Source organism: Rhodospirillales bacterium RIFCSPLOWO2_02_FULL_58_16 (assembly GCA_001830425.1).
Taxonomy (GTDB): domain Bacteria; phylum Pseudomonadota; class Alphaproteobacteria; order Rhodospirillales; family 2-02-FULL-58-16; genus 2-02-FULL-58-16.
In genome coordinates this window covers 94,021-111,668 of the sequence record MIAA01000052.1, presented here as the reverse complement: position 1 = coordinate 111,668, position 17,648 = coordinate 94,021, and the positions used below count along the sequence as shown (strand labels likewise).

General features: G+C 59.8%; 14 protein-coding genes and 1 pseudogene. 13 read left to right on the top strand and 2 right to left on the bottom strand.

Features of this window, described 5'->3' with window-relative positions:
* The first annotated feature begins 70 nt into the window (after positions 1–70).
* From A3H92_12210 to A3H92_12165, 10 genes are all read left to right on the top strand, one after another.
* Positions 71–1,402, top strand: coding sequence for a dihydroorotase (locus A3H92_12210; protein OHC73311.1), 1,332 nt, complete (start codon positions 71–73; stop codon positions 1,400–1,402).
* Positions 1,402–2,412: an acryloyl-CoA reductase gene (locus A3H92_12205; GenBank protein ID OHC73310.1), complete on the top strand. Its 1,011-nt coding sequence runs from the start codon at positions 1,402–1,404 to the stop codon at positions 2,410–2,412. The genes A3H92_12210 and A3H92_12205 overlap by 1 nt, the downstream gene beginning before the upstream one ends.
* Positions 2,413–2,455: 43 nt before the next feature.
* Positions 2,456–2,686 carry a hypothetical protein gene (locus A3H92_12200; GenBank protein ID OHC73309.1) on the top strand — a complete coding sequence of 77 codons (231 nt, stop codon included), beginning with the start codon at positions 2,456–2,458 and terminating at the stop codon, positions 2,684–2,686.
* A 39-nt stretch (positions 2,687–2,725) separates the two neighbouring features.
* A complete protein-coding gene (locus tag A3H92_12195; protein ID OHC73308.1) occupies positions 2,726–3,160 on the top strand; it encodes a hypothetical protein in 435 nt (144 codons plus the stop codon).
* Positions 3,157–4,050, top strand: coding sequence for an RNase adaptor protein RapZ (locus A3H92_12190; GenBank protein ID OHC73307.1), 894 nt, complete (start codon positions 3,157–3,159; stop codon positions 4,048–4,050). Before A3H92_12195 ends, A3H92_12190 begins: the two co-directional genes overlap by 4 nt.
* A 38-nt stretch (positions 4,051–4,088) precedes the next feature.
* Complete coding sequence (locus A3H92_12185) at positions 4,089–4,496, top strand: PTS fructose transporter subunit IIA (protein ID OHC73306.1); 408 nt, start codon at positions 4,089–4,091, stop codon at positions 4,494–4,496.
* 35 nt (positions 4,497–4,531) lie between these two features.
* A complete protein-coding gene (locus tag A3H92_12180; protein ID OHC73381.1) occupies positions 4,532–4,801 on the top strand; it encodes a hypothetical protein in 270 nt (89 codons plus the stop codon).
* The gene (locus tag A3H92_12175) at positions 4,779–6,557 is read left to right on the top strand and encodes a phosphoenolpyruvate--protein phosphotransferase (GenBank protein OHC73305.1); all 1,779 of its coding nucleotides are present in this window, start codon (positions 4,779–4,781) and stop codon (positions 6,555–6,557) included. Before A3H92_12180 ends, A3H92_12175 begins: the two co-directional genes overlap by 23 nt.
* 82 nt (positions 6,558–6,639) lie before the next feature.
* Positions 6,640–7,932: an adenosylhomocysteinase gene (locus A3H92_12170; GenBank protein OHC73304.1), complete on the top strand. Its 1,293-nt coding sequence runs from the start codon at positions 6,640–6,642 to the stop codon at positions 7,930–7,932.
* A 74-nt stretch (positions 7,933–8,006) separates the two neighbouring features.
* Positions 8,007–10,301: a hypothetical protein gene (locus A3H92_12165; protein OHC73303.1), complete on the top strand. Its 2,295-nt coding sequence runs from the start codon at positions 8,007–8,009 to the stop codon at positions 10,299–10,301.
* A gap of 9 nt (positions 10,302–10,310) precedes the next feature.
* On the opposite strand, the gene A3H92_12160 is transcribed toward A3H92_12165, so the two are convergent.
* On the bottom strand, positions 10,311–11,159 hold the full coding sequence (locus A3H92_12160) for a hypothetical protein (GenBank protein OHC73302.1): 849 nt from the start codon (positions 11,157–11,159) through the stop codon (positions 10,311–10,313).
* Positions 11,160–11,162: 3 nt separating this feature from the next.
* Entirely contained in the window at positions 11,163–12,038 is an 876-nt protein-coding gene (locus tag A3H92_12155) for a hypothetical protein (protein OHC73301.1), read from the bottom strand.
* Between the two features lie 150 nt (positions 12,039–12,188).
* Here A3H92_12155 and A3H92_12150 point away from each other — a divergent pair, with 150 nt between their 5' ends.
* From A3H92_12150 to A3H92_12140, 3 genes and pseudogenes are all read left to right on the top strand, one after another.
* The gene (locus A3H92_12150; GenBank protein OHC73300.1) at positions 12,189–13,445 is read left to right on the top strand and encodes a hypothetical protein; all 1,257 of its coding nucleotides are present in this window, start codon (positions 12,189–12,191) and stop codon (positions 13,443–13,445) included.
* Between the two features lie 147 nt (positions 13,446–13,592).
* Positions 13,593–14,918 carry a hypothetical protein gene (locus A3H92_12145; GenBank protein ID OHC73299.1) on the top strand — a complete coding sequence of 442 codons (1,326 nt, stop codon included), beginning with the start codon at positions 13,593–13,595 and terminating at the stop codon, positions 14,916–14,918.
* Between the two features lie 482 nt (positions 14,919–15,400).
* Positions 15,401–17,648 (top strand): annotated as a pseudogene (locus A3H92_12140) (hypothetical protein).

Below are 17,648 nucleotides of genomic sequence, written 5' to 3'. Positions count from 1 at the left end.
TTTCAACCGGGGAAAACAGGTAATAGTAAAGTGAGCGGCGCAGGCGGCATACAAGGGATACCAAATAAACATGGCTGAAACCTATGATCTGATCGTTAAACACGGAGCCTGCATTACCCCCGGCGGCGGAATCGGCGCCGATATCGGCGTACAGAACGGACGGATCACCGCCATAGGCAACCTGGCGAATGAAAGCAGCAGGCAGGAGCTGGATGTCTCCGGTCTGGTGGTGTTGCCCGGCGTTATCGACACCCAGGTCCATTTCCGCGAACCTGGCGGGGAGCATAAGGAAGACATCTCCACAGGCAGCGCCGCCGCCGCCCTGGGCGGGGTGACCGCCGTCTTCGAGATGCCCAACACCAACCCGCCCACCACCACCGCCGAGGCGCTGGCCGACAAGTGCCGCCGCGCCAAGAACCGGGCCTGGTGCGACATGGCTTTCTATGTAGGAGCCTGCGAGGATAATATTGAAAAACTGCCCGAACTGGAACGCCTGCCGGGGTGCGCCGGCGTCAAGATATTTATGGGCAGTTCCACCGGCAGCCTGCTGATCAAGGACGACAAGACCCTGGCCCAGGCGCTGGCCTCCGGCTCCAGGCGCTGCGCCGTCCACTGCGAGGACGAGGAGTCTCTGGAAATACGCAAAAAATTCATCGACGAGAGCATCGGCGTTCACTCCCATCCCATCTGGCGCGACGAAACTACGGCGGCGCTGGCCGTCGCCCGCCTGCTCAAGCTGGCCCGTGGCGTCAACCGCCGGGTCCATGTGTTGCATGTCAGCAGCGCCCAGGAAATGACGCTGTTGCGCAACCACCACGACATCGCCACCGTTGAAGTGACGCCCCAGCACCTGAGCCTGTCCGCGCCTGAATGTTACGATCTGCTCGGAACCCTGGCCCAGATGAACCCGCCGATTCGCGGCATCGAGCACAAAGATGTCTTGTGGGCCTCGGTAAAAGGCGGGTTGGTGGACTGTATCGGCTCCGACCACGCCCCTCATACGCTGGAGGAGAAGGCCAAGCCCTATCCGCAAAGCCCGTCCGGCATGCCCGGCGTGCAGACCCTGGTGCCGTTGATGCTCAGCCATGTCGCCCTCGGCAATCTCAGCCTGGAGCGTTTCGTTGACCTGACCAGCGCCGGACCGGCGCGCATCTTCGGCATCGCCGGCAAAGGGCGCATCGCTCTCGGCTACGACGCCGATTTCACCATCATCGACCCTAAGGCCAAGAACCGCATCTCCAACATGTGGATCGCCAGCCGCTGCGGCTGGTCGCCGTTCGACGGGCTGAAAGTCACCGGCTGGCCCATCGTCACCGTGGTGCGCGGCAACGTAGTCATGCGCGACGGCGAACTGCTGGGCGAGCCTCAGGGCGCCGCCATCCGCTTTCTTGAATGCCTGTAATGCCCGCCCCCGGCAGCTTTACCGCCCTGGTGCTGGAAGAAGACGGCGGCAAGGTCCGATCATCTATCAAGACCCTAAACGACGACGCCCTGCCCGATCATGAAGTCAGCGTGGCAGTGGCTTATTCGTCGCTGAACTATAAGGACGGCATGGTGCTGAACGGGCTGGGCGGGCTGGTCAATTCTTATCCTCATGTACCCGGCATCGATCTGGCCGGCGTCGTCGAATCTTCCGGCTCGCCTTGCTTCAAGCCCGGAGACAAGGTGATGCTTACCGGTTGGCGGGTAGGCGAGGCTTACTGGGGCGGTTACTCCACCAGAGTCAAGGTCAAGGCCGAGTGGCTGGTCTCCCTGCCTTCAGGCCTCAGCCTGGAGCAATCAATGGCCATCGGCACCGCCGGCTTCACCGCCATGATGGCGGTGATGGCGCTGGAAGACCATGGACTTAAGCCCGGCAACGGCGGAGAAGTGTTGGTTACCGGCGCCGGCGGCGGAGTGGGGAGCATCGCCGTCGCCCTGCTGTCGGCTCTCGGCTATCGCGTCGCCGCCGCCACCGGACGCGCCGATAACCACGACTATCTGCGCGAACTGGGCGCTCATGTCATCGTTGAGCGCGCCGAGCTTGAAATTCCGCCCAAGGGACCATTGGGCAAAACACGCTGGGCCGGAGCCGTCGACAGCGTCGGCGGCTCGACTTTGGCCCATGTGCTGGCGACCCTTGAGGCGCGGGCAAGCTGCGCCTCGGTGGGGCTGGTCGCCGGAGCGAAGCTGGAGACCACGGTGATCCCCTTCCTGCTGCGCGGCGTTAACCTGCTGGGCATGGATTCCTCCGCCTGCCCCTTCGCGCATAGAGTAAAGATATGGAGTCGTCTGGCTTCCGACCTGCCTTTGGATAAACTGAAAACCATTACTTCTATAGCCTCTCTTGCCCAGGTTGCCGAACTGGGCGGCAAAATACTCCACGGCGAAGTGCGCGGGCGGATCGTGATCGATGTCGGAAAAGAGCGTTAAACTTGCCGGCTAATAGGCAACACCGGAATGGGAGTTAAGTTTGATGCACAAGCCTTTGATTTTGACCGCCGCCATCTTTTTTCTCGGCGCCTGCGAACATAGGGTTGCCGAATGCAAACCCCTGTACTGCTACCAATCCATCGGCGCCGTGCAGTGCTTCAGCACCCCCTACCACCGCGACGAGAAAAGATTGGTCAACTACTGCGGCCCCCACCCCGACAGCTACGACAAGCCGGCCGCATCGACGCCGGCGTTGCTGCCGGCTTCCAGATAGTATTGACTCTCGCCTCTCCCGGCTTCACGCTCAGGCGCTATGATTAAAGTTCATGCAACATGTGTCGAGGTCGGGGGGGCCGGGGTTCTGCTGCGCGGGGTTCCCGGCTCAGGCAAGTCGGACCTAGCGCTTCGCCTTATCGGCGGCGGGGCGCGGCTGGTTGCCGATGATTACACCGAAATAAAAAAGAGGGACGGTTGCCTGGCGGCTTCTGCTCCTGAAGCCATCGCCGGCATGATGGAGGTGCGGGGCATCGGCCTGATTCGCCTGGAGTGCGCCGTTGAATGTACGCTGCGTCTGGTCGTTGATCTTGTTCCGGCGGCCGGGGTGGAGCGGCTGCCCGATCCCGAGACCTGTGAATATCTTGGGATTTCCCTTCCTCTGTTCAGGTTCTCGGCGTTCGAGGAGTCAACGGTGGTCAAGATTCGTCTGGCCGCCGGCATCGCCGGCGGAACCATAAAGCTTATCGAATGAACGGGCATTTAGACATAAATGAAGAGACGGCAACGCATGTGCTGCTGGTGACCGGCATGTCGGGCGCCGGCAAAACATCGGCCCTGAAGACACTGGAAGACATCGGCTATGAAGCTGTGGACAATATTCCCCTGTTCCTGTTGAGCAGTCTGGTGACGCCGGTCCAACGGGTAAGGCGCCCTATCGCCATCGGCGCCGATATTCGCACCCGTGATTTCGGCGTCGAGGCTTTTCTCAAGGAACTGGATCATTTGGTCGCCGAGAGCGGAGCCGAAGTCAAAGTCCTGTTCATGGATTGCGATGACGACGAGTTGCGGCGGCGCTATGCCGAAACCCGTCACCGTCACCCTCTGGCGCTCGACCGCCCGGTCAGCGACGGCATTCAGCACGAACGCAAGCTGGTATCGGGATTGCGTGATCGCGCCGACGTCGTGCTTGACACCACGGGCCTTGGGCCGGGAGACCTTAAACGCATCCTGCAAGGGCATTTCAGCCTGGATGATGAACAGAAACTTACCGTCTTCGTCACTTCGTTCTCGTACCGCCGGGGATTGCCCCGCGAGGCCGATCTTGTTTTCGATGTTCGCTTTCTCGCCAATCCCCACTATGATCCCCGCCTCAGAGAATTGACGGGGAAGAACTGCGAGGTTGCCGAATACATCGCCTGCGATAAGGGATTCGAAGCTTTTTTTGAAGCCTTGACCAATCTTCTGGCGGCGCTGCTGCCCCGCTATGTGGCCGAGGGAAAGAGCTACCTCACCATTGCCGTGGGATGCACCGGCGGTCGGCATCGTTCGGTTTTCGTCGCCGAAAAACTGGCGGCATGGCTGGAAAGCCATAAACGGCCTCTTCAGTTGCGGCACAGAGACTTGGATAGAGCCAACAATTAAAAACAATAAAAAAAATTGAATAAGAGGAATGGGAAGTCATGATCGGAATGGTGCTTGTAACCCACGGTCGTTTAGCCGAGGAACTGGTATCGGCGCTGGAGCATGTAGTCGGGCCGCAGACCAACATCGCCACCGTGTGTATCGGTCCCGATGACGATATGGAAAAACGCCGCGCCGACATCCTGGAATGCGTCGCCAGAACCGATGCCGGCAAAGGCGTGGTGTTGCTGACCGATATGTTCGGCGGCACGCCGTCCAACCTTTCCATATCGGTCATGGAGAAGGCCGTTGTCGAGGTAATCGCCGGCGTTAATTTGCCGATGCTGATCAAGCTGGCCGGCGTGCGCAAGACGGAAACCCTGATCGAGGCCGCGCTCAGCGCCCAGGAAGCCGGTCGCAAGTATATCAACATCGCTTCTCAACTGCTGGCCCAGGATAAAAAATGAAGGCGAAGGCCCTTGATGACGCCGATTGCAGTCCCCTGACGCTGAATTGCGCCATGACCATTCGCAACCAGCGGGGACTTCATGCCCGCGCCGCCGCCAAGTTCGTCAAGTTGTCCGGCTCCTTTGACGCCGAAATATCGGTGAGCAAGGGAGGGCAGACCGTTTCGGGGCTGTCGATCATGGGATTGATGATGCTGGCGGCGGGGGTCGGCAGCGAAATCATAATCTCCGTCAGCGGCCCCCATGCCGCCAAAGCCCTGGAGGCCATACGGAACATGGTCGATGACAAGTTTGAAGAGGAATAAGCAGTTGAGCAAGGAACTGATTTTCAAGGGATTGGGCGTCTCGCCGGGGGTCGGCATCGGCATTGCCCATGTCCGCGAAAGCGGAATCGCCACCGTGCCGGAGTATTGCATTCTTGCCGGTGAAGTGGAAAACGAATGCGGACGCCTCCAGACGGCGGCGAAAAAGGCGCGTCATCAGGTCGGCCGCTTGCGCGCCAAAACCAAAGCCCTTCACGCCGAAGCGTTTGAGGAGATGGGCAATCTGTTTGACGCCTATTTGCACATGCTCAAGGATTCGCGCCTGATTCGCGGCGCCCTGCGCCGCATCTCCGAGGGTCACATCAACGCCGAGGCCGCCATCCAGGCGGAAATCACCGAAATTTCCAAGAGCTTCGCCGCCATGGATGACAGCTATATGTCGGCCCGCCTTGATGATATCCGCGAAGTCGCCAACCGCCTGCTGCGCAGCCTGATGGAAGAGCCGTTAAAGCCCGTATCGCTTATGCCCAAGGGCGCCATTATCATCAGCGAGGAATTAACCCCCGCCGATGCCGCCCAACTGGACCCCAAAAGAGTGTTCGGCATAGCGACCCTGCTGGGCGGTCCCGAGGGCCATTCCGCGATCATGGCGCGAGCGCTCGAACTTCCGGCGGTGATGGCCGCTTCCAGTTTGCTGACGGGGGTAAAGTCGGGAGACAGAATTATCGTTGACGGTGAAACCGGAAAGGTCATCGTCAACCCGAAGCCCGATACGCTGGCCGCTTATGAGCGCCGCCGCGCCGAATTGTCGGATGAGACGCGCCGTCTGTCCGGCCTGCGCAAACAGCCGTCCGTCACACGCGACGGCGCTAAAGTGACACTGCTGGCCAATGTCGAATTGCCCTTGCAAATTAACATGGTCAATCAGGTCAACGCCGCCGGAATCGGGCTGTTGCGCAGTGAATTCATGTTTATGAACCGCGACGATTTCCCCGGCGAGGAAGAACAGTACCATAATCTGCGCGAATTGGTCGAGCCGATGAAAGGGCGTCCGGTGACCATCCGCACCCTTGATATCGGCGGCGATAAAATCGCCAAGGGCCTGGTAAGCGAGTTCGGAGAGAGCGTAACCTCGGCTCTGGGCTTGCGCGGCATCCGCCTGTCTCTCGCCCGCCCTGATCTTTTCGAGACACAGATCAAAGCCATCCTGCGCGCCGGCGCCCATGGGCAGGTTAGGATTTTATTGCCCATGGTCTCAACCGTTTCCGAAGTGCGTTATGCCCGTGATCTGTTGCTCCGAATGGCCGCCAGATTAAAACGCCGGGGCGTCGCCATCGCCGACCCGCTACCGCCGCTGGGGGTCATGATCGAAGTGCCGGGCGCCGCGCTGTCGGCGGACGCCTTGGCCCAGGCCTGTGACTTTTTCGCCGTCGGCTCGAATGATCTCACCATGTATACCCTGGCCATCGACCGCAGCGACGAGATGGTGGCGAAGCTGTTCAACCCTTTGCATCCGGCGGTTCTGCGCCTGATCCAGTTTTCAGCCGAGGCCGGCCTGCGCGCCGGTATCCCGGTCAGCATCTGCGGCGAGATTGCCGGCGACCCCCGCTACACGGCGCTTCTTCTGGGGCTGGGATTGCACGAGTTGTCGATGACCGCCTCCAATATCCCCAAGGTCAAACAGCGCGTCCGCTCTCTGGATATGGTCGCCGCCGAGCATCGCGCCCGCATCATCATGGATCAGGCGGACGCCGGTCGCATCGCCACATTGCTTGACGATTTTAACTCCCTGGCTTGAAACCCGGACGATTGACTGATAAGACCCCCTGTAATTGTGTGCAAAGTACGCAGGCGCCGCAAAAATTACCGGAGAATTCAAGATGAATTTTGACGATTACAAGGTCGCCGACATCGCCGGCGCCGACTGGGGCAACAAGGAAATCGCCATCGCCGAGACCGAGATGCCGGGCCTTATGGCGCTGCGCAAGGAATTCGCCGGCAAAAATCCGCTGAAAGGGGCGCGGATTGTCGGCTGTCTGCACATGACCATCCAGACGGCGGTGCTTATCGATACCCTGGTTGATCTCGGCGCCGAGGTGCGGTGGAGTTCGTGCAACATCTTCTCTACCCAGGACCATGCGGCGGCGGCCGTCGCCGCCAGGAACATCCCCGTCTTTGCCTGGAAAGGCGAGACCGAGGAGGAATTCTGGCAGTGCATCGAAAAAACGATCAAGGGGCCGAAAGGCTGGCTGCCCAATATGATCCTGGACGACGGCGGCGATCTGACCAAGTTGATGCACGATAAATATCCCGAGCTTTTGAATGACGTGCGCGGCCTGTCGGAAGAAACCACCACCGGCGTTCACCGCCTGTATGAGATGGAGAAAGCGGGCGCCCTCAAGGTGCCGGCGATCAACGTCAACGATTCGGTTACCAAGTCCAAGTTTGATAACCTTTACGGCTGCCGCGAAAGTCTGGTGGACGGCATCAAGCGCGCCACCGACGTGATGATCGCCGGCAAGACCGCCGTGGTTTGCGGCTATGGCGACGTGGGCAAAGGCTCGGCGGCGTCCTTGCGTAACCAGGGAGCGCGGGTGCTGGTCACCGAGATTGACCCCATCTGCGCCCTTCAGGCGTGCATGGAGGGCTACGAAGTGGCCACCATGGAAGAAGCGGCGGCGTCCGGCGACATCTTCGTCACCACCACCGGCAACATCGACGTCATCACCATCGACCATATGCGCGAAATGAAAGACAGGGCCATCGTCTGCAACATCGGTCACTTTGATTCCGAAATTCAGATAGGCGCCTTGCGGAATTACAAGTGGCACAACGTCAAGCCCCAGGTCGATGAAGTCGAATTTCCCGACGGCAAGCGTCTGCTGGTTCTGGCCGAAGGCCGTCTGGTCAATCTCGGCTGCGCCACCGGCCATCCCAGCTTCATCATGAGCGCTTCGTTCACCAATCAGGTGCTGGCGCAGATCGAACTGTGGAAAAATTCCGGCGACTACGAAAACAAGGTCTACGTTCTGCCCAAGCATCTGGATGAAAAGGTAGCCAGACTGCACTTGGGCAAGCTGAACGCCCGGTTGACTACCCTGACCAAGAAGCAGGCTGATTACATCAGCGTTCCCGTTCAAGGCCCCTACAAACCCGACTATTACAGATACTGATCCGTAGGCGGGAGTGATTCGGCAAGGGCGCTCTTGTTCGGGCGCCCTTGAACTATTAGTGTTCTACGGTGCAGATGTTGTCCGCCATAAATCCGCTTCTTGCCTTCGCCGTCGGCGTCGTCGGCGGCGCCGCGCCTTTGGCGGCGTGGATGTGGCGAAGACGGAAAGCGGCCAAGAGCCGGCTAAGGCATCTTTCGACCATCGCCGAGGTGCTGCATGAAATCCTGGCCGCCGCTCCCGACGGCCTTTTCCTGTGGGATCACGCCGGCGGCAAGGTGAGCTGTTCGCGGCGGATGGCGGTTCTGCTCGACCTGCCCGAAGGCGCCAATTCCGGCTACGCCGATATTATCGCCCGCTTTGAGGACGAGTCCGCCGCCGCGCTGGAAGGGGCGGTCAATAAGCTGCGTCGGGAAGGAAACAGTTTTGAATTGTTGTTGACGGTGCGCGACGCCCTGCGCCGGGTGCATGTGCTCGGCGTGCGCGCCGGACGCGCCGACGGAAGCCCCCTGGCCGATCTGCTGTGGATGCGCTACGCCGACGCTCCCGCCGATACGCTCAACGCGCCGAACCGAATGTCCGGCGTCAGGACCGGCCCCCTGAAATCCCTGATTGACGTTCTGCCGTTTCCGGTCTGGCTGCGCGATGCCTCCATGGAGGTGGTCATCGCCAACATCGCCTGCTCCGCCGTCGATGTCACCGGGCCGGTCAAGGATATGGCGATGCGGGTCAAAAGGGAGGGAAAAGGAGAGTCGGAGCGTCATCTGCTCACCGTCGGCGAAACGCCGCGCTTGTTCGAGGTCACCGAGATTCCTCTGGAGGGATGGGAAGGCACGGCCGGTTTCGCCGTTGACCGCACGGCGATCGAAAAGATGGAAGGCGAATTCGCCCGCCATGACGCCGCCCGTGATCAGGTGCTGAAAAACCTGACCACCGCCATCGCCATTTTCGGCGAGGACGCCCGGCTCAAGTTCTTCAACGCGGCCTATGCGGAACTGTGGGGCCTTGACCCCAAATGGCTGGATACTAACCCGAGCCTGGGCGGAATCATGGACCGGCTGCGCGAGTTGCGAAGGCTGCCCGAGGTCGCTGACTTCCGCGCCTTCAAGGAAGAGCGCCTCGCCCTGTTCAATAATAAAGGCGAGTCGACCGAAACGCTGATGCATCTTCCCGACGGGACCACTGTGCGCGCCGTTGTCGGCCCCCATTCCCAGGGCGGATTGGTGTTCTCTTACGAAGATGTCTCCGACCGCCTGGATTTAGAGCGTTCTTTCAACAACCTTGCCGCCGTGCAGCGCGAGACGCTGGACCATTTGTACGAAGGACTCGCCGTCTTCGGCAGCGACGGACGGTTGCGGTTAAGTAATCCGGTTTTCGCCAAGCTGTGGAACCTGAACGCCGGCGATCTGGAGGTCGGGACGCACATATCCTGCTTCGTCGAGGCGATGCGCCCATTACTGACCGATATCGAAGACTGGCCGTCACACAAGGAGCGCGTGGTCGGGCGGCTGATGAGCCGCGAAACAAAAACCGGGCGGCTGACGCGCAACGACGGTTCGACCCTGGTCCATGCCGTCGTTCCGTTGCCCGACGGCGCAGTGCTGCTGAGTTACCTGGATATAAGCGACAGCGCCCGCGTCGAGCAGGCGCTGCGTCAACGCGCCGACGCGCTGCTGGAAGCCGACCGCCTGAAGTCCGAGTTTATCGCCAATGTCTCCTACGAGCTGCGTACGCCGCTCACCACCCTGATCGGCTTCGCCGAGATCCTGGGCGAGGGATACTTCGGCGAGTTGAACGCCCGCCAGAAGGAATACAACCACGGCATTCTGACGGCTTCACGCGGACTGATGACGATCATCAGCGATATTCTTGATCTGGCCACCATCGAGGCCGGCAAGATGGCCCTAGACCCGGATACGGTGGATGTACACCCGATGCTGGTCTCGGTGCTGGGACTGATCCGTGAGCGGGCGCGTCACAAGAACCTGAAGGTGGAGTTTGACTGCCCGGCCGATATCGGCTGGGTAGTCGCCGACGAAAAACGCATCAAACAGGTAATGTTCAACCTGCTGTCCAATGCCGTAACCTTCACCCCGATGCACGGCGCGGTCAGGGTGGAGGCATCCCGCAATGACAAAGAAGTCGTGCTGAAAGTGGCCGATACCGGCGTCGGCATTGCCAAGGCCGATCAGGACCGGGTGTTCGCCGCCTTTGAACGCGGCTCCACCCCCCAGCCGGGCCAAGGCTCGGGCATGGGCCTGTCGCTGGTCAAACGCTTCATTGAACTGCACGGCGGTCGTGTGGAAATGAAATCAACCCCCGCCAAGGGAACCGTCATAACCTGCTATCTTCCGGTCAGGGGACCGGAATGAGCGGGTTGCCTACAAATATGTGTAAATTTTAAATACGCCGTCGACCTTGATCATGCCGTCGAACTGAGAGACAAAAACCGGCAACGAAGCCAATCCTTCGTTTTTGTCCGCCATCTCCCCGCCGTAATTTTTTATCCACCCGTGGATGCTCCGGTATCTTTTGCAACAGAACTCAATGATCTGCTTTCCGTCGGCGTTTACGGCGCATGCCACATAGGCCGGCAGGTATCGATCAGGACAAAGCGGGTAAAGCACATAGCCGGAAATCGGCTGAATGTAAAAATCGTTCGTCTGTTCAAGGGGAGGGAAATTGATATATCGACACGGACAAAAAAGATCGAATTTTGCATTCTCCGCGCTCCACGAAACATGGAGAAAAACTTCACGGATCCGCAACCGGTTTTTTCGCAATGCGGAAAGCGCTGTTTCGTGGGGCATATATTCAATGCGCCTGTCGGCGCAGAACGGTTCGCTGTCGACGTTGCCCGTAAGATCAATATTTATGGGCAAAAGCATGTCCGGAACAGGTTGACGGGCGATGTCGTGATCCGGAACCAGTTCGACATCGACTACGCAAAGCTGCCGGGTTTTGCCGCCGGCGACGTACAAGAGGAACTCCCACGGCTTGTTTCTTTGGAAAATGGTCTCCCCCCCCCCGAGATAACCGGACGAAAACGGAAGATTTTCCATCCTGCATTCATGGGAAAGGTAGGCGTTATGCGATCCTGCGTCGGAAGTTTCGCGGAGAGCGCTTTGTATCTCGGTGCTCCACAGGTTGCCGCCGCCTTTGCCGTTGAGCATGAAACCGCCCATAAGGTCGGGCGCCGTCGGAGGGTCGTTTTGTAATTTATCGGTCATGATTCAGCCGGACTGGTTCCCGGCAAAGATGCTCCACAACGAGGCGTAGGCGTTTAACCCGGTATACTTCTGGATCACCAGTCTCGCGTGTTCCCTTAATGACTGCTCGCCGTCAAGGGTGTCCCCGGTAAAATGCAGGAACCAGGAATTAGACCATGCGGCATTGACGCATTCGCTGACCAGGCAAAGATCGTTGCGGATATCCTTGATCAACAGGAAGGGATAATGCTCGATAAGGTGATAGACCCAGGGCCAGTTGAATCTCTTGTCCAGAGTGTTGACCAGCTTGTTTTTGAAAAAATAGCTGGAAAGAGGAAGCTCCTCTTTCATGGTGTACCTGTTCTCCTCAAAATTATCATAAACGTGACGCAAAATAGCGGCGTGCCGTTTCGGCTTTAAGACAATAACGCCGGTGTTGGCGGCGTCATCCACGCCGGCGTCAAGGCCCGCCTTGGCGTAAAGGTCCTGAATGCTTCGGCATTGTTGCACGGAAGAGTCGAGCGAGCGGTGGCGGACCATCAGGTTGTCGCCTGTCGCCGGAACGTCGTAATAGGATTCTTTATTGCTTACCACCCCGATCAGGTCGGAGTTATTGTGTCCGACTATGCACGGCGCGGTATGGAAGTTGATCTTGACGTCGGCGTCGATCCAGACCACGTCATCGAAGTTTCGCACTTCCTCGTGTTCAAGGATCAGACATTTCTGCCAGTTGATATGGCGTCCGCGCCCCCTGTCGGAGCCGTCGATAAGTTTGTCGATGACGATGATTTCATATCCGTGCCTGCGGGCGTACTCCCGCCATGTCTCCGCCATCACCTGCTCCCATAATCTTGTATAGGAGTCGCCGATAACTATGGTGACCAGAGCCTTGGTTGGCATGAAAGCAATCCATCGCCTGAATTCTATAAATCCTGCCGGATTTTATAGGCTTATGCCGGGTTTACGGAAAGTTAAATCACGCTATGTGATAAACTTGCAAGCGATCAGGTGTATCCTGTAGGGGCGCAAAAAGCCGAAGGGCAGGGCAAGATGTTTGATTGGGTGCTGGGCAACAAGGGAAAGAAAAAGGCGGGCAAGCGTCCCGCTTACGACGAAGCCAAGGAAATCGCCGCCGAAGGAGGCGTCGCCGAACGGCAGGCGTTGGCCGCCCACGATGACCTTTACCCGGAGCTTTTGTATTTCTTCGCCGCCGATGAAGCGCCGCAGGTGCGCAGGGAAGTCGCGCAAAACAAAGGCACGCCGCTTCAGGCCGACCAGATTCTCTCCACGGACCAGGATGCCGAGGTCCGTTGCGAGCTGGCCCGCAAGATCGGGCGGCTTGTCCCCTCTTTCAGCGGAAAAGAGCAGGAACGCCTGATCGAGATGGCCATCGGGGTGCTGGAAACGCTGGCCCGGGATCAACTGCCGCAGGTCCGGGCCATTATTTCCGAGGAGATAAAGTCGGCAAGCAACGTGCCCGAACACATAGTCCTGAAACTGGCCCGTGACGTAGAGGCGATCGTCTCGGCGCCCGTGCTTGAGTATTCGCCGCTGCTGAGCGCGCAGGACCTGCTTATGATTATCGCCGGCGGCGTAAGCAAGGAGGCTTTATGCGCCCTTTCGCGCCGCGACGGCCTGATGGAAAATGTGACGAACGCCATCGTCAAGACCCGCGACGTGCAGGCGACCGGAATACTGCTTGAAAACAAAACCGCCGCAATCAATGAAAAAACGATGAATGCCGTCGCCTCCGTCGCCGTATCCGCAGTGGAACTGCACAAGCCGATGGTGAACCGCGAGAACCTGCCGCTCGGGGTGATTCGCCGCATCGCCGGCTTCGTCAGTTCCTCACTGGTGGAGATTCTCATCCAACGGAGCGGATTGGACGAAGACATGGCCTCCGGTTTGCGTCAGGCGGCGCGGCGGCGCATCGACGCCGGCGATTTCGCCGAGAAAGCCCCCGGCCAGAGCGCCGGCGAACGGGCCGCTGAGATGTTCGCGCAGGGAAAGCTTGATGAAAAAGGCATAGTCAAGGCCATCGCCGACAAGGATGTTGTCTTTATCCATCACGCTTTGGCGTTGATGTCCGGGATCAAGTCGAAAACGGTCAAGGAAATGCTGGATTCGGGCAGCGGCAAGGCGGTGACGGCGCTGGCCTGGAAGGCGGGGCTGAGCATGAAGGCGGCGCTGGCCCTGCAAACGAAGATCGCCCGCATCCAGCCGAGGTCGATGATCAAGGCCGAAGACGGCGATTATCCGCTTACGGAAGACGAACTCGCCTGGTTCATCAATTATTTTGTGACTTAACCGGTTGCAAGGCATGGCGCGGCGTGTTATTAGATTCGTGAGGCGCATTTCCGGGCAAGATGCATATTTTGTGGCTGAGTATGAAGATTATGGCTAGGGATAGCTGGTTATAGCTGGTTATAACCAAGGGGAAATGAATTGACGCCCATGATGATTTCTGAAATCGCCGTGCGACGGTTTTTCGGGAAGGCTGTTCTGTGCCTGTTCCTGGCCGTTGCGCTTGATTTTTATCCGGGGAGCGCCAGAGCGGATTCGTTAAGGGACGCCCTGAACGATCTGGTGAAGGTTCACAAGCGGATCAAGGCGGCGGACCTGGACACGGCGGCGGCCAAGGAGCGCATCCGGGTGGCCAGAGGCAACTGGTATCCGACATTGGGGATGACCGCCAACCTCGGCTACGAAGAGCAGAGAAAAGGGCAGGGGGTGGAAGACACCAACATCCACCCCAAGGAAGTCGGCCTGAATGTCGCCCAGACGCTGTGGGATTTCGGCTCCAACAACGCGGTGATCGACAGCGCCGTCCTTACCCATGAGCAAAAGAAGTACATCGAGGACGTGACCCGTCAGGCGCTGATTCTGGAAGGCATCAACGCCCATCTGGCGCTGACCACCGCCCTGAAAGTTCTTGAGTACGCCAGACAATCCGAAGCCAGCCTGAAGAAGCAGACCGAGATCGAGGATGCGCTGGTGAAACGCGGCTCCGGCATGGCGATGAACAAGTTGCAGGCCGTGCGCGAACTGGACGGGGCGATCGCCACCCGCGTCGAAAGGGAAGGCGGACTGAAGATCGCCCTTAACCGCTACCGGGCGGTTTTTGAAAAAGTTCCCGCCAATCTGGAAACCCTGGTCAATCCGCGCATTCCGACCGAACTGATTCCCGAAACGCTGGATCAGGCGATTGAAACCGCCTTGCGCAACAATCCCGAGCTGGTCGCCACGCAGTTGACCTCCGAACTCGCCCGCGAGAACGTCAAGAAGACATTCGCCGATGAAATCTTTCCGACGCTGAAGGCTTCCGTTGACGCCAAATGGAAGAACGATATCGGCGGCACCGCCGGATCGAAGCAGGAATACCTTTACAAGGTCGAATTGAAAAGATCGTTCAACATGGGCCTGACCGCCATCAATACGCTGCGCGCTTCGGAACAGACCCAGATGTCTTCGGAAAACACCTATGGCGACGCCCGCACCAGAATCGAGGAGAAGGTCAGGTCGGCCTGGGACATGCTGGTGACGATCAAGGAAGTGGTCGCCAACAAGGAAAACGAGGCCAATATCGCCAGCGAATTTCTGGTCCTTTCGCGCAAGGACCTGCAACTCGGCAATACCGATCTGATCAACGTGCTTCAGGGTGAAAAGGCGCTCATCAACGCCCTTATCGCCGCCGAGGATTTCCGAACCGGAGTATCGGTCCAGGCCTTCACCCTCCTCAACGCCATGGGAATGCTCGAAGCCGACGTTATCGACAATTAGCCCCTCACCCGCAAGGGGATAGGGATAATACCCCTCTAACGCCCGACGCATTGACCGAAAGAAACGCTGTTTTATGGACCACAGAGGCTCAGAGACACAGAGGAAAATAGAGAAAAAGCAGGAAGAAAGCTTCACTTGGCGCGTCAGGATTGATTGGAATCGCTCAAAACCGCTGTGGGCCATGCCTTATCGTCTTTGCGAGGATTGCGAGAAGCGGAGCGACGAAGCAAGACGAAGCAATCCAGAGAGCGCCATCGGCCACTGGATTGCTTCCCGCGTCGCTGACGCTCTCACGGTCGCAATGACGCCAAGGCGTAACGCGGGTGACCCTGATCAATCCTGACGCGCTTGTCTTCTCTGCGCCTCTGTGCCTCTGTGGTCAAAATACACAGGCCGATAATTCCCCCTTCGATAATCAGCATCGACTATCGGCCTGAAATTTGGTACAATGCCCGACGATAAGCATCCGTGGAGATTTTCGCATGTTTGACGCCCTTGCCGGCAATAGCGATCAGGATTCGCCGGCGCCCCGGATCGTGGAAGGTTCGGGCGGCGGGTTTGTCGATATCCCCGGCGCGTCGTGGCTGCTCGGCGCCGACTTCGTGCGCTCCGGCCCCGATCTGCTGTTAAAGGGCGATAACGGCGAGCAGGTGCTGGTCCGCGACTTTTTCACCCAGCAACATCCGCCCGCCCTGCGCACCGCCGCCGGCGCCGTCGTTTCGCCGGAGATGGTGATGAAACTGGCGGGGCCGACGGCCCCCGGACAGTACGCCCAGGCCGGAGCGGCGACGCAATCCGCCGCCGAGCCTATCGGCCGCATCGACACGGTTCTCGGCAAGGTCGATGTCACCCGCGCCGACGGGACCAGGGTCGCCCTGCATCAGGGCGACGCCGTTTTTCAGGGAGACATACTGGAATCCGGGGCCAAGGGCGCCGTCGGCATCGTCTTCATCGATGAGAGCGTGTTCTCGATGGGCGAGAGCGGGCGCATGACGCTGGACGAGATGGTCTATGACCCGGTCAAGCAGACGGGATCGTCATCGGTCTCGCTGGTGCAGGGCGCTTTCACCTTTGTCAGCGGCCAGATCGCCAAAACCTCCTCCGAGGGCATGATGGTCACCACGCCGACGGCGACCATCGGCATTCGCGGCTCGGCGGGCGGCCTGAACGTCAACAAGGAAGGCCACACCACCGCCGCCCTGATGGAAGAAAAGGGCGGCTTCTCCGGCGAGATGACGATCACCACCGGCGGCGGCACCCAGACCATCAACCAGCCTTTCCAGGCGATCAACGTCACCAGTTTCGCCGCGCCGCCGCCCCTGCCCTTCACCATGTCGGTGCAGGCCATCGGCGTCAGTTTCGGCAGCGCCATGCAGGCCCTGCCCAACGCCGCCCAGCACCTGCCGGAGGCTTTTCACCAGCAGGTCGTCCAGGCTCACGTCGAACAACAGGCGGTGATAGCCAAGGAGGAAGCGGCCAAGGAGGAAGCCGCCAAGGAGGAAGCGGCCAAGGAAGGCGAGGTTGCTAAAGAAGGCGAGGCCAAGGGCGAGGGCGAAGCCGCCAAAGAGGGCGAGGCTAAAGGCGAGGGCGAGGCCGGCAAGGAAGGCGAGGCCAAGGGCGAACTTTCGGCCAAGGAAGGCGAGGCTAAAGGCGAGGGCGAAGCCAAGGGCGAGCTTGCAGCCAAGGAAGGCGAGGCCAAGGGTGAACTTGCGGCCAAGGAAGGCGAGGCCGGCAAAGAAGGCGGTCTCGGCGGTCCCGGCGGCCCCGAAGGTCCGGGTGGCCCCGGTAACGAATTAGCGGCCAGGGAAGGCGGTCCCGGTGGACCCGGCGGCCCAGGCGGGCCGGGCGGACCCGAAGGTCCGGGCGGCCCCGGTAACGAATTAGCGGCCAGGGAAGGCGGTCCCGGCGGACCGGGAGGACCGGGAGGACCGGGAGGTCCTGAAGGTGGATTTGGCGTTCCGGGCGAGGGCGTCAGCCTCGGCGAGGGTAGCTTTGGCAGCGGCTCTGGCCCCGGTCCCGGTTTCACCGGCTTCGGCGGCCCCAGCTTCGGCGATCCCGGCGGACCGGAAGGCCTTGGCGGTCCCGGTGGTCCCGGTCCTGAAGGCGGATTCGGCGGTGGCGGAGGCATCAGCGGCATCGGCTTCAATGCGACCTATAATTCCTACGGCGGCGCCGCCGTCGGCCTCGCCGCCATGTTGGGCGGTGGCCTTGCCGAACTCGCCGCCATGTTGGGCGGCGACATTGCTAACCTTGCCGTCATGCTGGGCGGCGAGGCCAATAACCAGGAAATCGAGAACGCCAAGCAAGGCGCTGATCAGGGAATTAAGGACGCTGAGCAAGGTAGCGCCGAAAGCATGAATGATGCCGGTGGCCTCGGTGGCCCCGGCGGCCCAGGTGGCCCAGGTGACCTCGGTCCCGTTTTTGGCCCTGTTTTCGGCCCTGATTTAGGCCTTGGTTTCGGCGATCCCTTCGGCGGCATGTTCGGCGATCCCTTCGGCGGCATGTTCGGCGATCCCTTCGGCGATCCCTTCGGCGGCATGTTCGGCGATCCTTTCGCCGGTGGTTTTTTTGATCCGAACTATAATCCCGACAGCGAACCGACTTATTATGATCCTTACGGCGGCGGCGGCGAGCCGATTCCCGATCAGCCGCCGACGACCCAGTACGCCACCTCGACCGACGCCACGACCGGGGTTGATGATTTCATCGGCGGGCCGGACAACGACAACT